This is a genomic window from Dyadobacter fermentans DSM 18053 (assembly GCF_000023125.1).
GTDB classification, from domain to species: domain Bacteria; phylum Bacteroidota; class Bacteroidia; order Cytophagales; family Spirosomataceae; genus Dyadobacter; species Dyadobacter fermentans.
Map to the genome: position 1 here is coordinate 6,807,308 of NC_013037.1, position 21,083 is coordinate 6,828,390.

General features: G+C 51.3%; 13 protein-coding genes. 10 read left to right on the forward strand and 3 right to left on the reverse strand.

Features of this window, described 5'->3' with window-relative positions; genetic code table 11:
• Position 1: 1 nt before the first annotated feature.
• The 3 genes from DFER_RS28290 to DFER_RS28300 all read right to left on the reverse strand — a co-directional run bounded on the left by DFER_RS28290 (position 2) and on the right by DFER_RS28300 (position 3,793).
• Positions 2-940, reverse strand: coding sequence for a DUF4249 domain-containing protein (locus tag DFER_RS28290; RefSeq protein WP_015815098.1), 939 nt, complete (start codon positions 938-940; stop codon positions 2-4).
• An 11-nt stretch (positions 941-951) separates the two neighbouring features.
• On the reverse strand, positions 952-3,321 hold the full coding sequence (locus DFER_RS28295) for a TonB-dependent receptor (RefSeq protein WP_015815099.1): 2,370 nt from the start codon (positions 3,319-3,321) through the stop codon (positions 952-954).
• A gap of 79 nt (positions 3,322-3,400) precedes the next feature.
• A complete protein-coding gene (locus tag DFER_RS28300; RefSeq protein WP_015815100.1) occupies positions 3,401-3,793 on the reverse strand; it encodes a hypothetical protein in 393 nt (130 codons plus the stop codon).
• A 330-nt stretch (positions 3,794-4,123) separates the two neighbouring features.
• Here DFER_RS28300 and DFER_RS28305 point away from each other — a divergent pair, with 330 nt between their 5' ends.
• The 10 genes from DFER_RS28305 to DFER_RS28350 all read left to right on the forward strand — a co-directional run bounded on the left by DFER_RS28305 (position 4,124) and on the right by DFER_RS28350 (position 21,069).
• Positions 4,124-4,510, forward strand: coding sequence for a hypothetical protein (locus DFER_RS28305; RefSeq protein ID WP_015815101.1), 387 nt, complete (start codon positions 4,124-4,126; stop codon positions 4,508-4,510).
• A 600-nt stretch (positions 4,511-5,110) separates the two neighbouring features.
• On the forward strand, positions 5,111-8,164 hold the full coding sequence (locus DFER_RS28310) for a SusC/RagA family TonB-linked outer membrane protein (RefSeq protein ID WP_015815102.1): 3,054 nt from the start codon (positions 5,111-5,113) through the stop codon (positions 8,162-8,164).
• Between the two features lie 36 nt (positions 8,165-8,200).
• On the forward strand, positions 8,201-9,868 hold the full coding sequence (locus DFER_RS28315; RefSeq protein WP_015815103.1) for a RagB/SusD family nutrient uptake outer membrane protein: 1,668 nt from the start codon (positions 8,201-8,203) through the stop codon (positions 9,866-9,868).
• Between the two features lie 291 nt (positions 9,869-10,159).
• Positions 10,160-13,276, forward strand: coding sequence for a SusC/RagA family TonB-linked outer membrane protein (locus DFER_RS28320; RefSeq protein WP_015815104.1), 3,117 nt, complete (start codon positions 10,160-10,162; stop codon positions 13,274-13,276).
• Between the two features lie 27 nt (positions 13,277-13,303).
• Positions 13,304-15,130, forward strand: coding sequence for a RagB/SusD family nutrient uptake outer membrane protein (locus tag DFER_RS28325; protein ID WP_015815105.1), 1,827 nt, complete (start codon positions 13,304-13,306; stop codon positions 15,128-15,130).
• 208 nt (positions 15,131-15,338) lie between these two features.
• Positions 15,339-16,706 (forward strand): 3-keto-disaccharide hydrolase, encoded by a 1,368-nt coding sequence (locus tag DFER_RS28330; RefSeq protein WP_015815106.1) that lies wholly within the window; start codon positions 15,339-15,341, stop codon positions 16,704-16,706.
• A gap of 123 nt (positions 16,707-16,829) precedes the next feature.
• A complete protein-coding gene (locus DFER_RS28335) occupies positions 16,830-18,170 on the forward strand; it encodes a Gfo/Idh/MocA family oxidoreductase (protein WP_015815107.1) in 1,341 nt (446 codons plus the stop codon).
• A gap of 40 nt (positions 18,171-18,210) precedes the next feature.
• Positions 18,211-19,233, forward strand: a complete 1,023-nt coding sequence (locus tag DFER_RS28340; protein ID WP_015815108.1) for a DUF6807 domain-containing protein — start codon at positions 18,211-18,213, stop codon at positions 19,231-19,233.
• 185 nt (positions 19,234-19,418) lie between these two features.
• Positions 19,419-19,832 (forward strand): Dabb family protein, encoded by a 414-nt coding sequence (locus DFER_RS28345; protein WP_015815109.1) that lies wholly within the window; start codon positions 19,419-19,421, stop codon positions 19,830-19,832.
• 115 nt (positions 19,833-19,947) lie between these two features.
• A complete protein-coding gene (locus tag DFER_RS28350) occupies positions 19,948-21,069 on the forward strand; it encodes a shikimate dehydrogenase (protein ID WP_143828845.1) in 1,122 nt (373 codons plus the stop codon).
• The last annotated feature ends 14 nt before the right edge of the window (positions 21,070-21,083 follow it).

The following is a 21,083-nucleotide window of genomic DNA, read 5'->3' on the forward strand; positions in this document are numbered from 1 at the left end:
ATCATTCAGGCCGATAGATGAGCTTTCCGGCAGTATATGCACCAAAACAACCCAAGCCGCCGTCGATGTTGCTGTAAATCTGCGAAGGTTCGCTCAAAGGATTTTCGGTGTCCATGCGCTGCTGTACGGAGCGGTGGTATTTGTAATAGTTTACGTCCGAGTTATACACCATCATCGTCAACGCAATTAACCGGAATTGTGAATCATGCTGCTTAGGAGGACTGCCGGAGCTCGGTGCCGGTGTGATGAACGTCGGTATAAATAATCTTCCTGTGGGCGAAGAAAAGAGTGAGCCGTCCAGGTTGCGGTCCGATTGCCATTCGCTATGTCCGGACGATTCTTGCCAGGAGAAATCGAGCTCGCTTCGCGTCCTTTTACCTGCGGGACCGGCATCGGGCACACTGTACTCCATTTCTCCCTGCGCCCGGACACGGTAGTAATTTGTATCGTTCGGGATATCCTGCCAGCTCATTTTGAGGACGAGAGCTGTGTCTTCGCGACTGAAATGGCTACCTGTCGTAGTATCCAGTGAATAGGATTGAATGACGGGAGTATTACCCGGAACCTGGCAGTGCGCAGTTACGACTCTTTCGCCTTCCGATACATGAAGTGTATAGGTTTTGGATGCAACAATCGGAAATTTACTTTGGTCGATGCTGTATAGCCCGGTCTTTGGATCAAATGGGATCGTAATTTCATTCATCTCATCGGAAATTTTAACTAATGCAGTTTCGATCACATCTTCTTTCCCGTCCATGTCGGAGAACAATGGCGTGGATTCGGTGACGGCCACGTTGATCTGCGTGTTTTGCGGAGAAATAAAGGAATGAACCACCAGTTTAGAAGCAGTTTTTGGTAATCTGGTTTCCGGAATGTTGTCTACTACTGTTTCACAGGAAACCAGAAAAAGCAGGACGAACGCAATCAATCTAGTTTTCATAGGTGGGTAATTTAGAATTTGAAGTTGTAGCTAAGAGACGGCAGAATAGGGAAGAGCGAATATTTTTTCATCTCGCGATGATTGGCCTGGTCGGTGTCGATGTCGTAAAAAAACGGGTTCTTTCTGCTGTAAACATTGTAGATCGCAAATTCCCAGGTCCGATCGTATCGCTTTTTCCGCTTGTGAAACTGAATGGCCAGGTCCATCCGGTGAAACGGCTCGGCGCGGAAATTGCCTCTTCCGGAATATTCGGTCATCGAGGTGCTGAGCAAATGTGCGTCGTTGGAAATGCTCGCACCCGAGAACCGCTCCGTCACAGCGTTGTAGGTCGAAACGGGCAAAGTGAGTGCATTACCTGTGCCGTATACCCAGGTGCCGGACAGGGTGATCCGCTTGTTAATTTCATATATTCCTACAATGCAAATGTCGTGGCGACGATCATGCCTGGGAAAAAATGTGCGTCCGAAATTGATTTGCGGAAAATTCCAACGCGTCCACGATAATGTGTACCCTGCCCAGCCCGACAGCTTCCCCGATTTCTTCTGAACGAGTAACTCGGCTCCATAAGACCAGCCGCGTCCGGCCGTAACATTGTCCTGCCAGCTTACCTCATTAAAATCTTCCCCATCAATATTTACAAACGAGGCCCCCTCTTTGTAGGAAAGTATATGGTCCATTTTCTTGTAATAGCCTTCCATCGTTACTGTCAATGCCGGCCGTTCGAGATAGCCGGCAAAACCGCCGGCAAATTGTTCCGAGTGCTGCGGCACGATCTTCTTGGTAGCAGGTACCCACAAATCGGTGGGCAGACCAACGCCGGTGTTCGACAACAAATGGACATACTGGTTCATCATCGCATAGGATAATTTCATCGAGAGATTCTTTGCCAGCCGGAGTGCCGCTGACGCTCTGGGCTCCGGGCGGACGTATGTCTTGCCTTGCGTTACAAATGTGCTTAGCCTGATACCCATGTTCAGCTTGAATGCATCTGACAGTTGCCAGGTATCTTCCAGATACGCTCCCGACTCAGTAGAATATAAGTTCTGGGCTGGCTTGTTGACCTCGGGATTAATGTCCGCCCCGGTAATGTCAAGTGCGGAAGGCGTCGATTTGTGGAAAACAGCCTGAATGCCGAACCTCACACTGTGTTGTGGGTGGGGATAATAGTCAAAATCTGTTTTCAGACTAACATCCCTGATACTGGATTGATAACAGGAGCTGCTAAATCCGATTTCAGCACCTTTATCGTCTAAGTTGGTAAATTCGCTGACGACGCCGAAGTTAAAATTGCTGAATATCAGTGAAGAGTTGGCAAATAATTTTTGTGTAAAAAGGTGGTTCCAGCGCAGCGTAGCGGTCGCATTACCCCAGTACAAATTTACATTCGACCGGTAGAACCGACTCTTATCGCGCATATAAAACTTATCCCGGCCGAAGTAGCTGCTCAGGTATAGCTTATCCTTTTGGCTGATATCAAAATTTACTTTTGCATTGAGATCGTAAAAGTAGTAACCTGGCTTAGAGCGTTCATCCTGGCCTTTTTGCGCGTTGGCAATGATTGGCGCCGCCAGTACATCGAGATACGTTCTTCTGGCTGACAGCAGAAACGACGACTTTTCCTTCCTGATCGGTCCTTCCAGCGTCAGGCGCGACGATAGCAAGCCAATGCCGCCCTCGCCATGAAGCCGGTCCTTGCTGCCTTCTTTCATATTCATGTCGACGACCGATGAAAGCCGCCCGCCGTAGCGTGCCGGGAATCCGCCCTTGGTAAGCTCCACACTCTTGATCGCGTCACTATTGAAAACCGAAAAGAAACCGAACAGGTGATTGGCATTGTAAACCAGGGCATCGTCCAGAATGATGAGGTTTTGATCAGGTCCGCCGCCACGTACATACAAGCCGGTTTGACCCTCCGTTCCTTTCTGCACCCCAGGCATGAGTTGTAGTACTTTCAACACATCTTTTTCACCAAAAAATGCGGGTATTTTCTTGATCTGCTGAACGGAGACGTTGATTTGGCTCATTTGCACATCGCTCACCGGATCGTCGCGCTGCGTTTTTATGACTACTTCATCAAGCTGGTTATCGGGGATTAGCCAGACATTAAGCTGCTTATTTTCTCTAAGACTGATTTTATGTTCGTGACGCCGGTAACCGATGCATGAGAATACAAGCACCGCCGAATCGGCGAGCGGGACGGTGAGGGAATAAAATCCGTAGGAATTGGTTGCTGTCCCGAACGAAGTCCCCTCGATGTAGACATTAGCGCCCGGCAATTGCTCCTGGCTGGTAGCTTCTTTAACAAACCCGCTTATGGTTATACGTTGAGCGAACGCTTGGAGCGAAATGCATATTAGTGCAATTGAAAGAATGTGTTTCATGATCTTATGTTTTAGTGTGTTAGGAGAATAGTAAATGAAGCCGGCTCCACGTCGGGCACGGCTTCATTCCAATAGCAGACTAATCAGCCAAAACGAAAGCAACCTTTTCCCTGAGTTCCTTTCCGTCATCGAGTATAGCTTTGATCTCTAAAAGCACGTCTGAGGTTTTACCCACGTCGTACATGAAGGATTGCTTCACTATGACTTCGCTCTGACCTTTGCAGTCGCAGCCGCGTTGTGCGCTGAATATCACCTTGTCTTGTTTGGTTTGGACAGTGATCGTGTAGCTGGTAACCGATCTGTCGTTCGGCGTGATCGTGGCCTCGATGCGGACACTGTCTTTGTCGTTTATGACCTCATGGGATTTGGGAGACAGGACCGAAATTTCGGGTGAATCTATTTCCTTTTCCTTGCATCCGGCAATGGCCATCGCCGCCAAAATGCATAGCATAACAACACGTTTCTTTTCCATAATCAAAAGAGTTTTTTAGTAATGAATGGCAGAAAACCGCTCAAAACACATGCGAGAAATCGGGTGGAAATCGGCTTGGGCGCCGGCAGGAGATTAAAGGTTACTATCGGATATTTAACGGTTTACGTGAACCATCGCCCGCTATTAAGGTCGCACCCCACAGTACAGGATGGCTTTTGTTGAAATAATCTTTTAAGGGCATTCAAAGTGAGTATAAACCCGGAAACGCCGACTTTTTTACCCAGAAAGCTTAACAAACTCATAATGCCCGCGATGTTTTCAATCCGGAATTATGTTCGATAGGCCGCTAAAATCAATCTCTTATTATCAATGAAACCGTTTTCAGAGTTATCGGCTGAGGAGTTGGCAATGGAAAACCTCTTCATAAGATGGGTACGGTTTCCCGACGATCCGCCCATCCGCTCTTTTTGGGAAAATTGGATCCTTAAATATCCCGCGCAGAAAGACACCGTGGCCAAAGCCCGCGAACTGGTGCTGATCGCTTCGGACTGGAAGCCCGACAGCCTGTCGAGCCAGGATGTAAACTCGATCTGGGGCAGGATCATGAACTCACTCGATATTATGGGTGACCGTGATTCGCGCAAAGCGCCCCACGACGGTCCGGCCAACGGCATGTCAGCTGGCAACATACTGCTGATTCTCACTTCGGTTACGTTCCTTCTTTTTATATTTTACGTGATTCTCGGGAATTCCTAAGTACCCTCCAACACTTCCAGACCTACTGCCAAAACGGGCTTGATGCCTGCGTATGATCGTGCGCGTCCGCTCGGTAAACTTTTACTTCATATTATTTAAGTACAATATTTTTCTTAGGCAATTCTGCGGATTAGGTCATTTTTGTATTCGTTTATGTAAATATTTTATAATAAAATATTGGCTGGGGACAATTCTGGCAACGTTCCCGATAACGATTGCATAAATAAACTTGGCAGATCATTTTCAATTCTCTCCCCGAATCTCTATCCTCAAACAGATTTCCAAAATTGTATTTTAAGTACAAATAATATGCTTATTGGAATTGTTCAAAAAGAGCGTGTTACCCGGTGATCAAAATTCATTTTATCCCTAAGCCTCTTTCCAAATAAAATGTTTCAACAGATTGGTTACAAATCTGCGCTAAGTAACTCTGTGCTTATTTGTAATTATTAATGGAAAAAATATAATTATTTGTAAGGGGGAATCTATCCTGTGATCGTCAGAATTGACAAGTTTATGGTGAACTATTAATGGTTAAACAATCAAATGCGTATGAAAAGAAACTTTACAAGTATTGGCCACTGTATGGTGCGTTGGGCAATGGCTGGTGCGGTGATGACGGGTTTTACAGGGCAGGTCTATGCAATGAGGCCTTCAAATCCGGCCATCAGGGTGATCGACAGAACGGTGTCGGGCAAGGTGACTTCCGTAGAGGATAACATCGGTATCCCGGGCGTTTCGGTTGTGTTGAAGGGAAGCAAAACAGGTACCAACACCGATGCCGACGGCAATTTCAAAATCAATGTGCCCGAGGACAATGCGGTGCTGGTGTTTTCAGCGGTAGGTTTTACAACGCAGGAAGTTGCCGTTGGTAATAAAAGTACAGTCGACATTGTGCTCGCGAGCGACCAGAAAATATTGACGGAAGTTGTGGTAGTGGGGTATGGTACCCAAAAGAAAAGTCAGCTTACCGGTGCTATTTCGTCGGTAGGTGCGAAGGAAATCAATGAAATGCCTATTACCAACCTCGGACAGGCCTTGCAGGGCCGCGCAGCAGGGGTGGACGTAACGCAGTCGGGTTCCAAGCCCGGTACCGTGCCGAGAATCCTCATCCGCGGCCGCCGTTCGTTCAATGCAGGTAACGATCCTTTATATGTAGTAGACGGTATCCCCCTGGCGGGCGGGTATGAAGATATGAACCCCAGCGATATCCAGTCGATGGAGGTACTGAAAGATGCGACGGCAACCGCCATTTACGGTTCCCGCGGGGCGAACGGCGTTGTGATCGTGACCACCAAGCGCGGCGGCCAGAAAGGCAAAACGACCGTGAGCTACGATGGTTACGTGGGTGTTTCCAAAGCATTGGATAAAGTAGACCTGTTTAATGGGCCCGAGTTCGCGGAATTCGTTCGCGAAGCCTACCGCGCCACTGGCGGTTATAAGGATGCAGCCGGCAATGCAATTCCTACGGGCGTGATCAATGCGGAAGCGGATGCGAAAGTAGCGGTACTCGGCGGCGACCCCAATGTGGCCAAAGGTATCGCCAACGGCACCAGCACCGACTGGCAGGACCTCGTGGTGGGCACCGGCATGATGCAAAACCACTCGATCGGCGTTCAGGGTGGAAGCGATCGTACGCAATTCTACATTTCGGGCGGCTATTTCCGGGACAAAGGGGTTATTAAAGAAGCGAACTTTACTCGTTTCTCTCTTCGCGCGAACATTGACCATAATGTGAACAAATGGTTGAAAGTGGGTCTCTCGTCCTACATGATGAACAGCATCCGCAACGGTGAAAACCTGAATACCTACGGCATGACCATTAACCAGAACCCGCTAGCGGTGCCTTATGACGAAAATGGTAAACTGATTTTCTCACCTACCAACGACGCCTTGCTCACCAACCCGCTCGCGGAGCTTGTGAAAGGAGCGCAGGTGGATCAGATGAAACGTTACCGCATTTTCAACAGCCTTTACACCGAATTCAACATTCTGCCGGGTTTGAAATACCGCGTGAATTTCGGTCCTGACTTCGTTATCAGCCGCTATGGACGCTTCATCGGCTCCATGACCAACGCCAGAAAAGGAGGGGACGCGCAAGCGAATACCGGTAATGCGATTCAGTTCAACTGGACTTTGGAGAACATTGTGAACTATACCAAAACATTCGGTGGAAAGCACAACCTGAACATTACTGCCCTGCACTCCATCCAGCGTGACCGCGCGGAGGTGTATTCTTCTTCGGTGCAAGGGGTGCCTGTCGAATCACAGTCCTTTTATAACATCGGGGCTGCTACCACCGTATTTTCTCCCGGAAGCGGTCTGGTTGAATGGACGATCAACTCGTTCATGGGTCGTTTGAATTACGATTACAATGATAAATACCTGCTCACGCTGACTATTCGCCGTGACGGTTCGAGCCGGTTCGGTGAAAACAGCAAGTACGGTAACTTCCCAGGTGTGGCGGTAGGGTGGAATATCGGTAATGAGGATTTCCTCAAAGGCGTAACCTGGGTGGACCTGCTGAAAGTGCGTGCTGGCTGGGGTAAAGTGGGTAACACCGGTTTGGCGCCGTACCAGACGCAAGCATTCCTCGGCCGCACCAGCTATGCATGGAACACGACACCGGCTTACGGATACCGCCCCGGAACAATCGGAAATGCGGATTTGCGGTGGGAATCTTCGGCTACTGCTAACGTAGGTCTCGATTTCAGTCTCGTTCGCGGACGTGTTCAGGGTTCATTGGAATTCTATCAAACCAATACCACTGCATTACTTTTGTCTGACCAGCTGCCTGGCTCCATCGGTTTCAATGCCGTTACCCGCAACGTGGGCGAAACGCGTAACCGCGGTATCGAGCTCGGTGTGACCACGACCAACGTTAATACCAACAGTGGTTTCAAATGGACAACCGACTTTACATTTACTAAAAACACCGAGGCGATCCTTTCACTTTACAATGGAAAAGTGGATGACCTGGGCAACGGCTGGTTCATCGGTCGTCCGCTGAGCACCGTGTACGACTACCGCAAAATCGGGATCTGGCAAACCAACGAAGCCGATGCAGCGAAAGCCGTGAACAGCGAAGTGGGACAAATCAAACTGAAAGACATCGACGGCGACGGCAAGATCAATGCGAACGACCGCGAGATCATCGGTTCCGATGTGCCTGATTTCAGTGGCGGTATTACCAACCGTTTCTCTTTCAAAGGCTTCGACCTCTCGTTCTTCTTCTTTGCACGTGTAGGTAACCTGATCCGCAGCGAGTTCCACCGTAACAATAATGCATTGGCAGGCCGCTATCAGCAAATGAAAGTAGATTACTGGACGCCGAATAACCCAACCAACGAGTTCCCTCGTCCGAAAAGTAACCAGGAGTTTCCGGTTTACGGCAGCACGCTTACTTACTTCGACGGAACATTCGTGAAGCTGAGAAACGTGAACGTAGGTTATACCTTTACGCCTGAATTGTCGAAAAAACTGGGAATGGAATCACTGCGCTTGTATTCGAGCATCCAGCAGCCGTTTATCTGGGCCAAATACCGCAACAAATACAACGGTGTTGACCCTGAAACAACCGGCCTCGCAGCAGGCGGTACCGGCATAACCCCCGCCACGATGGTGATCACATTCGGCTTGAACGCGAAATTCTAAGGGCCTGGTTTTGAAATTTTTAAAAGATACTGACAAATGAAAAATATAAGAAAATCGATTGCGGTGTGCGGTATGGCGGCATTGATGCTGGCAGGGCAGGGGTGTAAGGATGTGCTCGACGAGAACATTATCTCGGGCGTAGGCAACGATTACCTCAACACCGCCAAAGGTTTCGAGGACGGTGTGAAAGCAGCCTACTCGTCACTGCGCTTCTACTACGCTACCCAGCAAGGCCTGACCATGAGCGAATTCGGCACCGACATTTACGCAACCGGCGCGGATGGCGGCTACAAGGGTTTCCATTTTTATGATGGCCAGCTAAACCCGACCGTCGATTACCTGGCAACGACCTGGGATGAACTCTACAAAGGCATCAACACATGTAATGCAATCATCGAGCGTGCTCCGAATGTGACGGGCATTGCCGATAACGTGAAGAAGCTTCGCGTGGCGGAAGCCAAGTTTTTGCGCGGTCATTACTATTACATCCTGCACCAGCAATATGGCGGCGTGGACCTGCGGTTGACGGAAACACTGCTTCCGACCAAGGAAACCAAGCGCGCTACCGATGCGGAAATGTATGCGGCGATCATCAAGGACCTGAGCGAAGCCGTGACCGACCTGGAAGCCAAAGCGCAGTCCAGCGACTATGGCCGTGCCACCAAGCCGCACGCTCAGGCGATTTTGGCGAAAGTGTACCTGGCAAAAGCCTATTCCAGCGAAAAAGCGGCTGACGATTTTACCAAAGCAGCCGACCTTCTGAAAGAAGTTTCTACCAAATATGGCTACAAATTGCTCGACGATTTCGCAGCTGTATTTGATGAAAACAATCAGAACCATTCCGAGGTAGTATTTGCGGTACAGTACACAACCGACGCATTGACCAACGGAACGGGTAACAGCTTGCACCTCTACTTCGGGATGCAATATGACGTGCAGCCGGGCATGAAGCGCGACACCTACTGGGGCCGCCCTTTCAAACGCCTGAGACCGACGGAATACCTGCTGAACACCGTGTTCGCCGACCGTGTGAACGACTCGCGTTACAAAAAGACATTCCGCGACACCTGGCTGTCCAACAACCCGGGCACTTACAATGCGGCGTCATTCGATGATTCCAAAACAAAAGTGACATTCGCGGCGGGCGACACCACTATTTACATTCCTGGATACGAAATGACGAAGGAAGAGCGTGCGAAAAAGCCGTATCAGGTATTGGTTCCAAGCAAGTATTCGGAAGCGTTGTTCCCGACGTTGCAGAAATTCTTTGATTCGAAACGTCCCGACATGACCTACGAGCCGGGAAGCCGGGATTATTACGTGGTGCGTCTGGCGGACGTTTACCTGCTGCTTGCCGAGGCATTGCTGCAATCGGGTGATAAAGCGGGTGCCGCCGAAGCGCTGAACATGGTAAGATACCGCGCCGGATGGCCAGGCAAGAAGGATAAGATGGCGATTGCGGCCAAGGACATTACGATGGAGACGATTATTGAGGAGCGTGCACGGGAACTGGCCGGCGAACAAACCCGCTGGCTGGACCTGAAACGCTGGGGACTGCTCGTCGAAAGGGTGAAAAAATACAACCCGCAGGCGTCGGCTATCCAGGACTACCACGCCGTGAGACCGATCCCGCAAACGCAGATCGACCGGAGCGCCAAAACATCGGATGGCAAGTCGGTGTTCCCGCAGAACCCGGGATATTAACGGCTCTCAGAAGTATTGAATTCAATAGGACGGTTGCTTGTGCAGCCGTCCTTTTTTGTTTTCAAAAACTAAAAAATGAAAAAAAGTTTACCGTAGAATCAATGGTATTATCCGGTTGAAAATTAGGACTGTTTCCGGGCGACGGCGGGCTGGAAAGGGTGGCTTCAGGTTGGTATATTTCACCTCATGATCATCTAACTCCACTGACCTATGCACATCACAAAAGGATTTTTCACCTCTTTGCGGCGCATGAGCGGTGTATGCATATGGGCGATATGCATACACCCGCCAATGTCCGCCAGTGTCGTCGCGAGCCCGCTCGCAAGGGTTGACCAACGTGTCAGAACCGACCGTAGCATTACCGGTACCGTGCTTGCCAGAGAAGGAAATGTGCCCATTCCGGGTGTAACGGTTGTTGTAAAAGGTACCACACAGGGCACCACCACCAATGCCGAAGGAAAGTACACCATCGAAATTCCCGGCAACTCGGCCGTGCTGGTGTTTTCGGCCGTGGGTTATGTTACCTGGGAGCAGGAAACAGGGAATGCGGGCGTGGTGGACATTACGCTTGCCACCGACCAGAAAACGCTCAATGAAGTAGTGGTGGTGGGCTATGGCACGCAAAAGAAACGCGACCTCACCGGTGCCGTTTCCCAGGTGAGCGCCACCCGGCTTGAAAACGAGAACCCGCAGTCGGTGCAGGATGTGCTGCGCGGGAATGTGGCCGGTATGAATGTCGGCTTTTCTACTTCCGCAAAGGGCGGCGGAAGTGTTTCGGTACGCGGCCAGAATTCGATCAATGCAGGTTCTACGCCTTTGATCGTGCTCGACGGGACCATTTACTATGGTGGCCTGGAAGACATTAACCCGAACGATATCGAGACGGTGGATGTGCTGAAAGATGCCAGTTCTTCGGCTGTTTTCGGTGCGAAAGCCGCCAGCGGTGTCATTCTGATCACCACCAAAAAGGGGAAAGAAGGTAAGCCGGTGATCAATGTCAACACCAACTTCGGGTTCGCGGAAGTGGCCAGGAACCAGCCGGTGCTGAGTCCGCAGGGCTTTGTTACCTGGCGACAGGAGGTGATGCGGAACATCAATGCTACCGCCGAGCCGGCCCGCTTTGCCGATCCCAACCACCTTCCGGCGGGTGTCACCCTCGATCAATGGCTTGCTTTCGACGGTTCAAAGGGAGATCCTACCACTGTGTGGCTCCAACGCCTGGGCATGCAGCCGGCGGAAATCCAGAACTACAAGGATGGTAAAAGTGTGGATTGGTATTCCAAAGTATTTCAAAAAGGCTTCCGCCAGGACCATACCGTCAGTCTGTCAGGCCGCAACGACCGCATTACCTACTATATGTCGCTGGGCTACCTGAGCAACGAGGGTATCGTGGTGGGCGATAAGTACAGCACCGTTCGCGCACGCCTGAACATCGAAGGCAAAGTGAACAAGCATTTGTCGGTAGGGATGAACACGCAGTTCGCAAGGCGGGATGAAAGCCAGGTGCCTGTCAATTACGACCTGGCGCGCGTGCTTTCGCCATGGGGCTCGGAATTCGATGCGAATGGCAACTACTCCTGGCGGCCGAATGGCGAAGCGAGCGGCGGCAACCATCCCTATTATGCGCGAAGTTTCATCAAGCGCGATCAGGGAGCACAAACGCTCAACTCCGTAATTTTCGCCAAAGTGACGCTTCCGTTCGGGTTTACCTACCAACTCAATTTCACACCCCGTTTCGACTATACACATCGCTACAATGCAGAGTCCGCCAAGCACGCCGAATGGGCGGCCGAGGGCGGTCGCGCTTCCCGCAAAGACTCTACGGTGTTCAACTGGCAGGTCGATAATGTTCTGAAATGGACTAAAACCATCAACCAGAAACACAACATCGACCTCACTTTGCTGGCCAATGCGGAACGATTCAAAAGCTGGCGCGACAGTATTTCAAACAAGGGATTTGCACCGACGGATGTGCTCGGCTACCACAACATTCAGTCCGGCGGCCTTCCGGTAGTGTACACCGACGACCAGACGAGCACCGCCGACGCTTTAATGGCGCGCCTGTTCTATTCATTTAAGGATAAATACATGATCACGCTTTCGAGCCGCCGGGACGGCTATTCGGCTTTCGGGCAGAAAAACCCGCGGGCAGTGTTTTCGTCGGCAGCGTTTGGGTGGGTGTTTACGGACGAAGGTTTTCTGCATTCCAAATGGCTGAGTTACGGAAAACTGCGGATATCGTATGGAAACAATGGTAACCGCGACATCCCGCGTTACGACGCCCTCGCCGACCTGACTTCCGGCAAATACCTGCACGTGAAGCCCGACGGAACAGTGTACCAGGTAAGCCAGCTCTATGTAAGCCGCATGGCGAATCCGAATTTGAAGTGGGAGAAAACCAATGCATTGAACGTCGGCCTGGACTTCGCCTTATTCAACAACCTGGTCGATGGAAGTATCGAAGTCTACAAATCGACTACCAAAGACCTGCTCGTCAAACGTGCGCTGCCCAATGTGCTCGGCTTCGATAATGTGTGGGATAACCTCGGTGAAGTACAGAACAAAGGGATGGAAATCAGCCTGAACTCCAACAATATGCGCCGGGAGAACTTCACCTGGCGGAGCACATTCAATTTCCAGCTCAACCGGAACAAAATCGTTCATTTGTATGGAAATATGGTAGATATCAAAGACGCCGGCGGCAAGGTAACGGGCCGCAAGGAGGCCGACGACGTGACCAACCGCTGGTTTATCGGCCACGCCCTCGACGAAATCTGGAACTATCGCATCCTGGGCGTGTGGCAAAAAGAAGAGGAAGCCGAAGCTACCAAGTACGGTGTAAAGCCAGGTGATTTTAAATTAAAGGATGTGAATGGCGATGGCAAATTCACGAATGACGACAAGGAGTTTCTGGGTTACACCACGCCACGCTTCCGGTGGACGTTCCGCAACGAATTCAAGCTGTTCAAAAGCCTGGACGTTTCGTTCATGATCTATTCATACTGGGGACAGAAAGGCACATTCAACCAGATGAAAAACCGCGACGGCTTCGTGGACCGCACCAGTTCGTACGTATTCCCGTACTGGACCGCAGAAAACCGCTCGAACGAATGGGCCAGGCTCTATTCCAGCGAGGGCTCGGCCACCGGATACAGTGTTTACCGGAGCAAATCGTTCGTCCGGTTCGAAAACCTGTCGGTGGCTTACACGGTGCCCAAAAATGTTTCTCAAAAAGTGGCTGTACAAAACCTGCGCGTTTACGGCAACGTACGCAATATCGGCTTCTGGGCGCCGCAATGGAACTTCTGGGACCCTGAGAACGGCACCAACGGCGCCACGAACGCAAGCATTGCCACCTCGGTACCGAGCCCGCGCATTTACACCATCGGGCTGGATATTACCCTGTAATCTCAACCACACAAAACTTTATGGATCATGTTTAACCAAGCATCAAAATATATACTGGCATTGGGCCTCCTGAGCAGCGTAGTAGCCATTACTTCCTGCAAGGAGACCTGGCTGAAACCCGAGCCCCTTTCGTTTTACGAGCCAGACCTGACATTTAAGGACGTTGCCGGGCTAAGGGCAACGCTCGTTGCCTGCGAACGGAACCTCCGCCTCGAATGGTACGGCGACGCGATGCCGATGATCACGGAATCGGTATTTTCGGATATTGCCGTGGAGGGGACCACCGACAAATCGGGACCGGCACAGAACCTGAACCTGCTCATCACCCCCGATGCCCAGCTGAACCACATTGATTACAACCGCATCGGGTGGTATTGGCTGGAAGGGTATAAGGGGATCAAATACGCTAATACGGCCATTTCGCGCATTGATTTACCTGCTTATAAGAACGAGCAGGAGAAAAACGAGCTGCTCGGCGCCGCTTATTTTCACCGCGCGGCACGGTACTACCGGCTCACGCAGCAGTTCGGAGACGTGCCGCTGATCCTCAGTGAAATCAACGGCCCGAAACTCGATTTCCAGACCACGAAACGCGAGGTGATCCTTAAAAAGATGAAGGAAGACCTCGAATTCGCTGAAAAATGGGTGCCCGTCGTGACGGACAAAGGAACAGTGAACCGGGGCTCGGTAAGCCATTTGCTCACGAAAGTAAACCTCGCACTGGGGCTGTTCGACGATGCGATCAAATCTGCAAGTAATGTGATCGATGGCGGAACGCACAAGCTCATGACATCACGGTTTGGAGTGAATGCCAACGACGCGACCCGCAACGTGGTCTGGGACTTGCACCGGCCTCAGAACAAATCGCTGGCGGTAAACACGGAAGGGCTGATGCTGGTCATCGACCGGTTGAATATCGAGGGTAATGTGGATGGCGGCATGCTGATCATGCGGAACTGCGTGCCGCTTTGGTTCAACAACATTAACACGCCGAACGGGAACCGCGGGACAATTGACACCTACGGCATCGAGATCGACCAGGTGGTCAAGCTGGGGCGGGGGATCGGGCGCTTGCGGCCCACCGATTATTCGCAGAACCAGATTTGGGACGACAAGAACGACCTCCGCCACGCGCCGGGCAACTGGACACGCATGGAGGATATTTTATACAATAACCCGCAAATCAAAGAAACGGACAGTTTCTACGGCAAGCATTTGCAGCTCAAAAACGCGGAGGGGGTAGTGCTCTCCGTGGATACGATCCGCTGCTGGTTCGACTGGCCGAATTATAAGCTATTCGTAGAAGACCCGCAGCGGGTACAGCCCCAGGGCGGCAACTCCGACTGGTACGTGTTCCGCCTGGCCGAAACTTATCTGCTCCGCGCAGAGGCGTACGTGTGGAAGGGAGAGCTCGCCAAAGCAGCAGACGACCTCAATGCCGTCCGTGCCCGGGCCAACTGTGCGCCGATTGCCGCCGGTAAGATCAACATTGGCACCATTCTCGACGAGCGCGCACGGGAGCTCTATTTTGAAGAACCGCGCAAGACCGAGCTTACACGAATTGCCTACATTTTCGCCCAGACCGGAAAACCCGCTCCAAATGGCAAAACTTACAGCCTGGCGCAATTCTCGGACGAAAACTATTTCTATGACCGCGTGATGGAGAAAAGCGATTTCTATAACAAAGGAGTCCAAACACGGCATGCCGACGAATATACCATGAGCCCTTACCACGTGCTCTGGCCAATTCCGCAATCGGCCATCGATGGCAACACGCAGGGGCGGATCAATCAAAACAAAGGATATGCAGGACATGAGAAGAATGTGCCTCCGCTCACGGAGATCCCCAAATAAACTTAATGCAAGCAGGACAATGCTATATGCTGCGTAACTGGCTTGGGATCGACCAAAACTATCACATCGGGGTTTTGAAATATCTGGTGTAGTTGAAACTGGATTTGTAAGGGTATTCCTATTAATATTTCGTTATTATGATAATAACTGATATTAGATAGGATGCCCTTTTGCATTTTTCAGTTATTCATCACCATTAATCAATACAATGAAAAAATTCCGATTACCGCTGGCTGGTCTGGCAGCGTTCCTCCTGGTGTCTCCGTTACAGGCGCAAAAGTCGAAGGACGGCTGGCTGGATCTGTTTAATGGCAAGGACCTCACGGGCTGGAAACAACTCAACGGTCAGGCCAAATACGAAGTAAAAGATGGTGCGATCGTGGGCACGTCGGTCATGGGTACGCCCAACTCGTTCCTCACAACCGAAAAGGATTACGGCGATTTTATTCTCGAACTGGACGTCAAGGTCGATAGCAAACTGAACTCCGGCATTCAGATCCGCAGCTTGTCGAAGCCGGAATACCAGAATGGCCGCGTGCACGGCTACCAGGTGGAAATCGACCCGAGCGACCGCGCTTTTTCTGCGGGCATTTACGACGAGGCACGCCGGGGCTGGCTGTACCCGCTCGACCTGAACCCGGAAGGCAAAAAAGCATTCAAAAAGGACGCCTGGAACAAATACCGCATCGAGGCCATCGGCAGCTCGATCCGCACCTTCCTGAACGGCGTGCCCGTGGCGCACGTGGTGGATGATATGACGCCATCGGGCTTCATTTGCCTGCAGGTACATTCAATCGGCAATAAAGACCTGGAAGGCACGCAGGTAAGCTGGAAGAATGTCCGCATTAAAACATCTAACCTCAAACCGAGCCCCGCTTCAAAAGTTCGCATCGTAAACCTGATCCCGAACAACCTCGATGCCGCAGAAAAAGCGCAAGGATATTCCTTGCTGTACGACGGCAAGTCGGTGGACCAGTGGCGCTCCTACGGCGGTACTGATTTTCCAACCAAAAGATGGAATTATAACGATGGCGCAATCGTGATCTCAAAATCCGACGGCTCCGAAACGGGCAACGACATCGTGACGCGCAAGCTGTACGGCCCCGCATTCGAGTTCGAATTCGAGTTTAAACTGACCGAAGGCGCAAACAGCGGTGTGAAGTATTTTGTGGACCAAAAATTCAATTCCAATGGTAAATCGGGCATCGGCTGCGAATTCCAGGTGCTCGACGACGAACGCCACCCGGATGCGAAACTGGGTAAGAATGGTAACCGTACCATTGCTTCGTTCTACGACGTGATTCCGGCAGACCGCCCCAAAAATTCGGTGAAAAAGATCGGTGAATGGAACCAGGGCCGCATTGTGGTGCAAAAAGACGGCACCGTGCAGCACTTCCTGAACGGATATAAAGTGGTGGAATACGTGCGCGGCTCCCCGCAGTTCAAGGAGTTCGTGGCGGGCTCCAAGTTTGCCAAGTTCGAAGGGTTCGGCATGTCGCAGGAAGGGAATCTGCTGTTGCAGGACCATGGCGACAATGTATTGTTCCGCAGTTTGAAAGTGAAGGAAATCAAATAGCCCGAAACGCCGGAAAAAACGTAAAAAATTACAGTAGATAACCGGGCGGCGGGGATTTAGAAACGATTGCCCGCAAATAGGGCCCGTGACAATCAAAAATCAACTTTTATACAATCCAATATCATGACCAGTAGAAGGGATTTTCTTAAAAATGCAGCACTGGCTTCTGCGGGTGTCGCAGTAGGCGCCAATGCTTTCGGAGCGGCCAGCTACCGCCGTATCGTAGGTGCAAATGATCGCGTGCGGGTAGGTATTATCGGCTTTTCGGACCGTTTCCGCAGCTCGCTGGCACCTTCCTTCGGAGATCACGCCAAAGAACTGAACTTTGAGTTTATGGGCGTGTCCGACCTTTGGAACCGCCGTCGCGACGAAGCGGAGGCATTCATCAAAGGCAAACCCTATGCTGCAAGCGAATTTGTGAAAGCCCGCAATAACGAGGAACTCCTCGGACGCAAGGATGTGGACGCGGTGATCATCAGCACAGCCGATTTCCAGCATGCATTGCATTGCGCCGAGGCGGTGAAGTCCGGCCGCGATGTGTATGTCGAAAAACCGTTTGCTGAAACCCTGGAAGATGCGAAAGTAGCATTGAAAGCGGTAGACGCTTCGAAGCAAATTGTACAGGTAGGATCGCAGCGCCGGAGCGCGCCTAACTATTGGGCGGCTTACGAATATATCAAATCGGGCAAATTCGGGGATATCACCACGGTTGAAATGACCTGGAACGTGAACCAGCCCGGCCGTTGGAGACGCAAAGAACTCGTGTCACAGATCCGTAAGGAAGACACCGACTGGACACGCTTCCTCATGAACCGCCCGAAAGTAGAGTGGAACCCCCGTTACTACCTCGAATTCCGTTTGTTCTACCCATATTCATCGGGTATCCCGGGACAATGGATGGCGCACCAGATCGATACCGTGCACTGGTTCTCCGGCCTCGATGCGCCGCGTAATGTGGTGGCGAACGGCGGTATTTATACCTGGAAAGACGGTCGTACCAACGTCGATACATTCAGCGCCGCATTTGAATACGGTCCGTTTGACGATAAGAGCAAAGGCTTCCAGGTGATTTATTCTTCCCGTTTCAACAACGAGGCAGGCGGTGTGAAAGAGTATTATTATTCCAATGGCGGGATGATCAACCTCGATACGAACAAGATCACATCCGAAGGCGGCTTGAAAGAAAGAGATGCCAAGGGAATGGGCTTGCAGGCCAACCTGCTTCCGGAAATGTCGCTCAAAACCGGCGAGAAAATCGCGACGGACGCCAATACCGGTGCCGATCCGATGACCTCGCTGCACATGCGCAACTGGATGGAATGTATCCGCAGCCGCAAGGAAACGAATGCACCGGCGCGTGTCGGTTTCAACCACTCGGTGGCGAATATTATGGCTACCCAGGCGCTGCATACCGGAAAACGAGTGAATTGGGACCCGAAGAAAAAGGAAATCGTGCTTAGCTAACATTTTAAAAGATCGAACAGTGAATTTAAAACATACTGCTTTGGCACTCACCGCCGTGGCCCTGGCCGGAACCGGAAGCGCTTTTGCACAGAAGGTGGACCTCGTCCGTAATGACAAGGACAAAAAAGTGGAGGTGAAAATCGACGGGAAGCCATTTACGGCATACTATTATCCCGGCGAACAGAAGCTGAAAAAGGCCGTACTTTACCCCGTAATTACCCCGAAAGGAACAGTAATTACACGCGGCTGGCCGCTCGACCCGCGTGCCGGAGAGCGCGTAGACCACCCGCACCACGTGGGCATCTGGCTCAACTACGAGGATGTGAACGGTAACGACTACTGGAACAATTCCGACGCCGTGAACCACGAAAAACGCGCCTACGGAACCATCATCCACACCGGCATTACCTCCGTAAAAAGCGGTAAAGACAAAGGCGAGCTAACCGTAACCGCCGACTGGGTGGACAAAAACGGCACGTTGACGTTGAAGGAAGTAACCAAATACACTTTCAGCGGAAAAGGCGACAGCCGCATCATCGACCGGGCTACGACGCTCACCGCCGTGCTGCCCGAGGTGAATATGCCTGACGTGAAGGACGGTATGTACGCGATCCGTGTCGGACGTGAGCTCGAACTGCCATCCACAAAGCCGGAAATTTTCACCGACGCCAACGGTATCGCGACCAAAGTGCCCGTGATGAACAACGAAGGCGTAACCGGAAACTACCGCAACAGCAATGGCGTAGAAGGCGAGGCAGTATGGGGTAAGCGTGCGATCTGGTGTAACCTCACCGGCAAGATCAAGGACGAGAACATCAGCGTAGCGATGATCGACCATCCGAAAAATGTGGGTTATCCGGCCTACTGGCATGCACGCGGCTACGGATTGTTTGCCGTAAACCCGCTGGGCATGAAAGCGCTGAGCGATGGCAAGGAAACGCTCAATTTCAAATTAAAAAAAGGAGAATCGACTACTTTCCGTTACCGCATGGTAATTGCTTCGGAGCATTTGAAAGATGCTACGCTGAATGACTTGGCGGCAGCTTATGCTAAAACAGAATAGTGGCAGAACAAGATATGTGGTAAAAGCCGGCGATTTTCGCCGGCTTTTTTCGTTTTGTCCCAAAACCATTGCCGACTGCGGGCGCTGGCAGCAGCGGTATTCTATTTTGATAATGTTCAAATATGCATTATCCTTGAAAATTGTAATGCGGATTTCTCTGCTGTCAGTTTCACGCTCAATAATTCATGGAAGATCAATCGAGGAGACAATTCCTGCAAAATGCCGGCCTGGCTTCGCTCACCTCCGTCAGCGGCATCACCTCCGGCCCCGAAAGAAACAAGGAGCTTTTTGTCCAGCACATTTTCTTTTACCTGAAAGAACCCAATAATGCACAGCACGAGGCCCAACTGCTGGAAGGCCTGCACAAGCTCGCCAAAAGCTCCTACATTCAGTTTGCGCACATCGGAAAGCCGGCGCATACGACCGGCTCGGACATCGTCAGGGATTACTCCGTTTCGTGGATGTGTTTTTTTAAGAATATCATAGAAGAGGAGATTTTTAAATCGCATAAGATCTATCACGACTTTATCGCTGGATACGCCCACTTATGGGAGAGAATGGTGATCTACGATTCGGTAGGTCCCCGGAAGGTGGGTTGAGAGTTTTTTAATCCATTGTCCGTTAAAAAGATACGGCTAGCCATTCGCTAATGGTCACTGAAAATCCTGCCGCCGCCGCGCTAAGTTTGAGGATTTACTTTGGCAAACGATAGCAATGGAAAGGCGCAGGGATCATGTGCAGGGGATTAAGCAGCCGGCAGCAGCAGGGAAGGAGAGTCGGAAATTTGCTTTCCTGGTTCATTTACGAAGCTATCGGGAGGATTTGAAACACATCGCTCGGCCGCTCGGATGGCTTCCCGATCAATTCTATCATTATACTCTGGGCAAACGCCCGCTCCGCCCGTTTCTTTGGAGCAATGTCGCCATCGGGGCGGACGGGGACGAGGCAAGCGGCAGCATCATCATGGTGCCCTATTCGGGGCGGCAGCTGCTTGAACGGCCGCGGCAGATGCTGCCGATTGTTCAGGACGCGGTCGATCTCGCTGTTTCCAAAGGGGCAACGATGATCGGTTTAGGCGGATTGATATCGCCCGTAACGCTGGGCGGCAAGCTCGTAGCAGGCCGGGCAACTTATGGTGTGACCAATGGAAATGCTTTTACAGCCGTCACTATTTTCAGGCGGTTACAGCGTTTGCTGGATGAGTTCGGCGGTTTCAGACCGACCATTGCCGTGGTGGGTGCGACGGGAAGTGTGGGGTCGTTGCTTTGTAAGATGCTGGCTGCGCAGGAACGCGATGCGCGCTATTTGCTGGTTGCAAGAAACGCCCGAAAGCTGGACAGTTTCTGCCACGAGGTTTCCAGGCAATACACATCTGTAAGCATGTCGACTTCCGTTCGCATGGACGATGTCCGTCATGCCGATATTGTAGTCCTCGTAACAAGCGATGCCGGAAGCTTGCTGAACCCGTCGCACTTACGTGAAAATTGCATTGTACTCGACGCAACGCAGCCCCGGAACGCTTCACGACTGATCACCACGCTGCGGTCGGACATTCAATTGATTGATGGAGGCCTGGTGTCCGTTCCCTCATTACGGACCAACAAAATCGGCCGGCTGGGATTGCCGTCGGGCATATCCTTCGCGTGCATGGCCGAAACGATGCTGCTCTCATTGAGCGGTCACAATGCCGACTTTTCGATCGGAAACCCGGGATTAGAACACGCGGAAGCTATTGGGCAAATGGCGCGAAAGCATGATCACCTGGGTTTCAAAACTGCGGAGGACCATACTTTTGGCAAACCGCAAATGGTGCGACTACCCGAAATGGTTTGCTAACGGCGTGCTACCTC

Bases quoted from the DNA above. Each gene is read 5' to 3' on its own strand.
- DFER_RS28290 (WP_015815098.1), bottom strand. From the start codon at position 940: ATGAAAACTAGATTGATTGCGTTCGTCCTGCTTTTTCTGGTTTCCTGT.
- DFER_RS28295 (WP_015815099.1), bottom strand. From the start codon at position 3,321: ATGAAACACATTCTTTCAATTGCACTAATATGCATTTCGCTCCAAGCG.
- DFER_RS28300 (WP_015815100.1), bottom strand. From the start codon at position 3,793: ATGGAAAAGAAACGTGTTGTTATGCTATGCATTTTGGCGGCGATGGCC.
- DFER_RS28305 (WP_015815101.1), top strand. From the start codon at position 4,124: ATGAAACCGTTTTCAGAGTTATCGGCTGAGGAGTTGGCAATGGAAAAC.
- DFER_RS28310 (WP_015815102.1), top strand. From the start codon at position 5,111: ATGGCTGGTGCGGTGATGACGGGTTTTACAGGGCAGGTCTATGCAATG.
- DFER_RS28315 (WP_015815103.1), top strand. From the start codon at position 8,201: ATGAAAAATATAAGAAAATCGATTGCGGTGTGCGGTATGGCGGCATTG.
- DFER_RS28320 (WP_015815104.1), top strand. From the start codon at position 10,160: ATGTCCGCCAGTGTCGTCGCGAGCCCGCTCGCAAGGGTTGACCAACGT.
- DFER_RS28325 (WP_015815105.1), top strand. From the start codon at position 13,304: ATGTTTAACCAAGCATCAAAATATATACTGGCATTGGGCCTCCTGAGC.
- DFER_RS28330 (WP_015815106.1), top strand. From the start codon at position 15,339: ATGAAAAAATTCCGATTACCGCTGGCTGGTCTGGCAGCGTTCCTCCTG.
- DFER_RS28335 (WP_015815107.1), top strand. From the start codon at position 16,830: ATGACCAGTAGAAGGGATTTTCTTAAAAATGCAGCACTGGCTTCTGCG.
- DFER_RS28345 (WP_015815109.1), top strand. From the start codon at position 19,419: ATGGAAGATCAATCGAGGAGACAATTCCTGCAAAATGCCGGCCTGGCT.
- DFER_RS28350 (WP_143828845.1), top strand. From the start codon at position 19,948: ATGGAAAGGCGCAGGGATCATGTGCAGGGGATTAAGCAGCCGGCAGCA.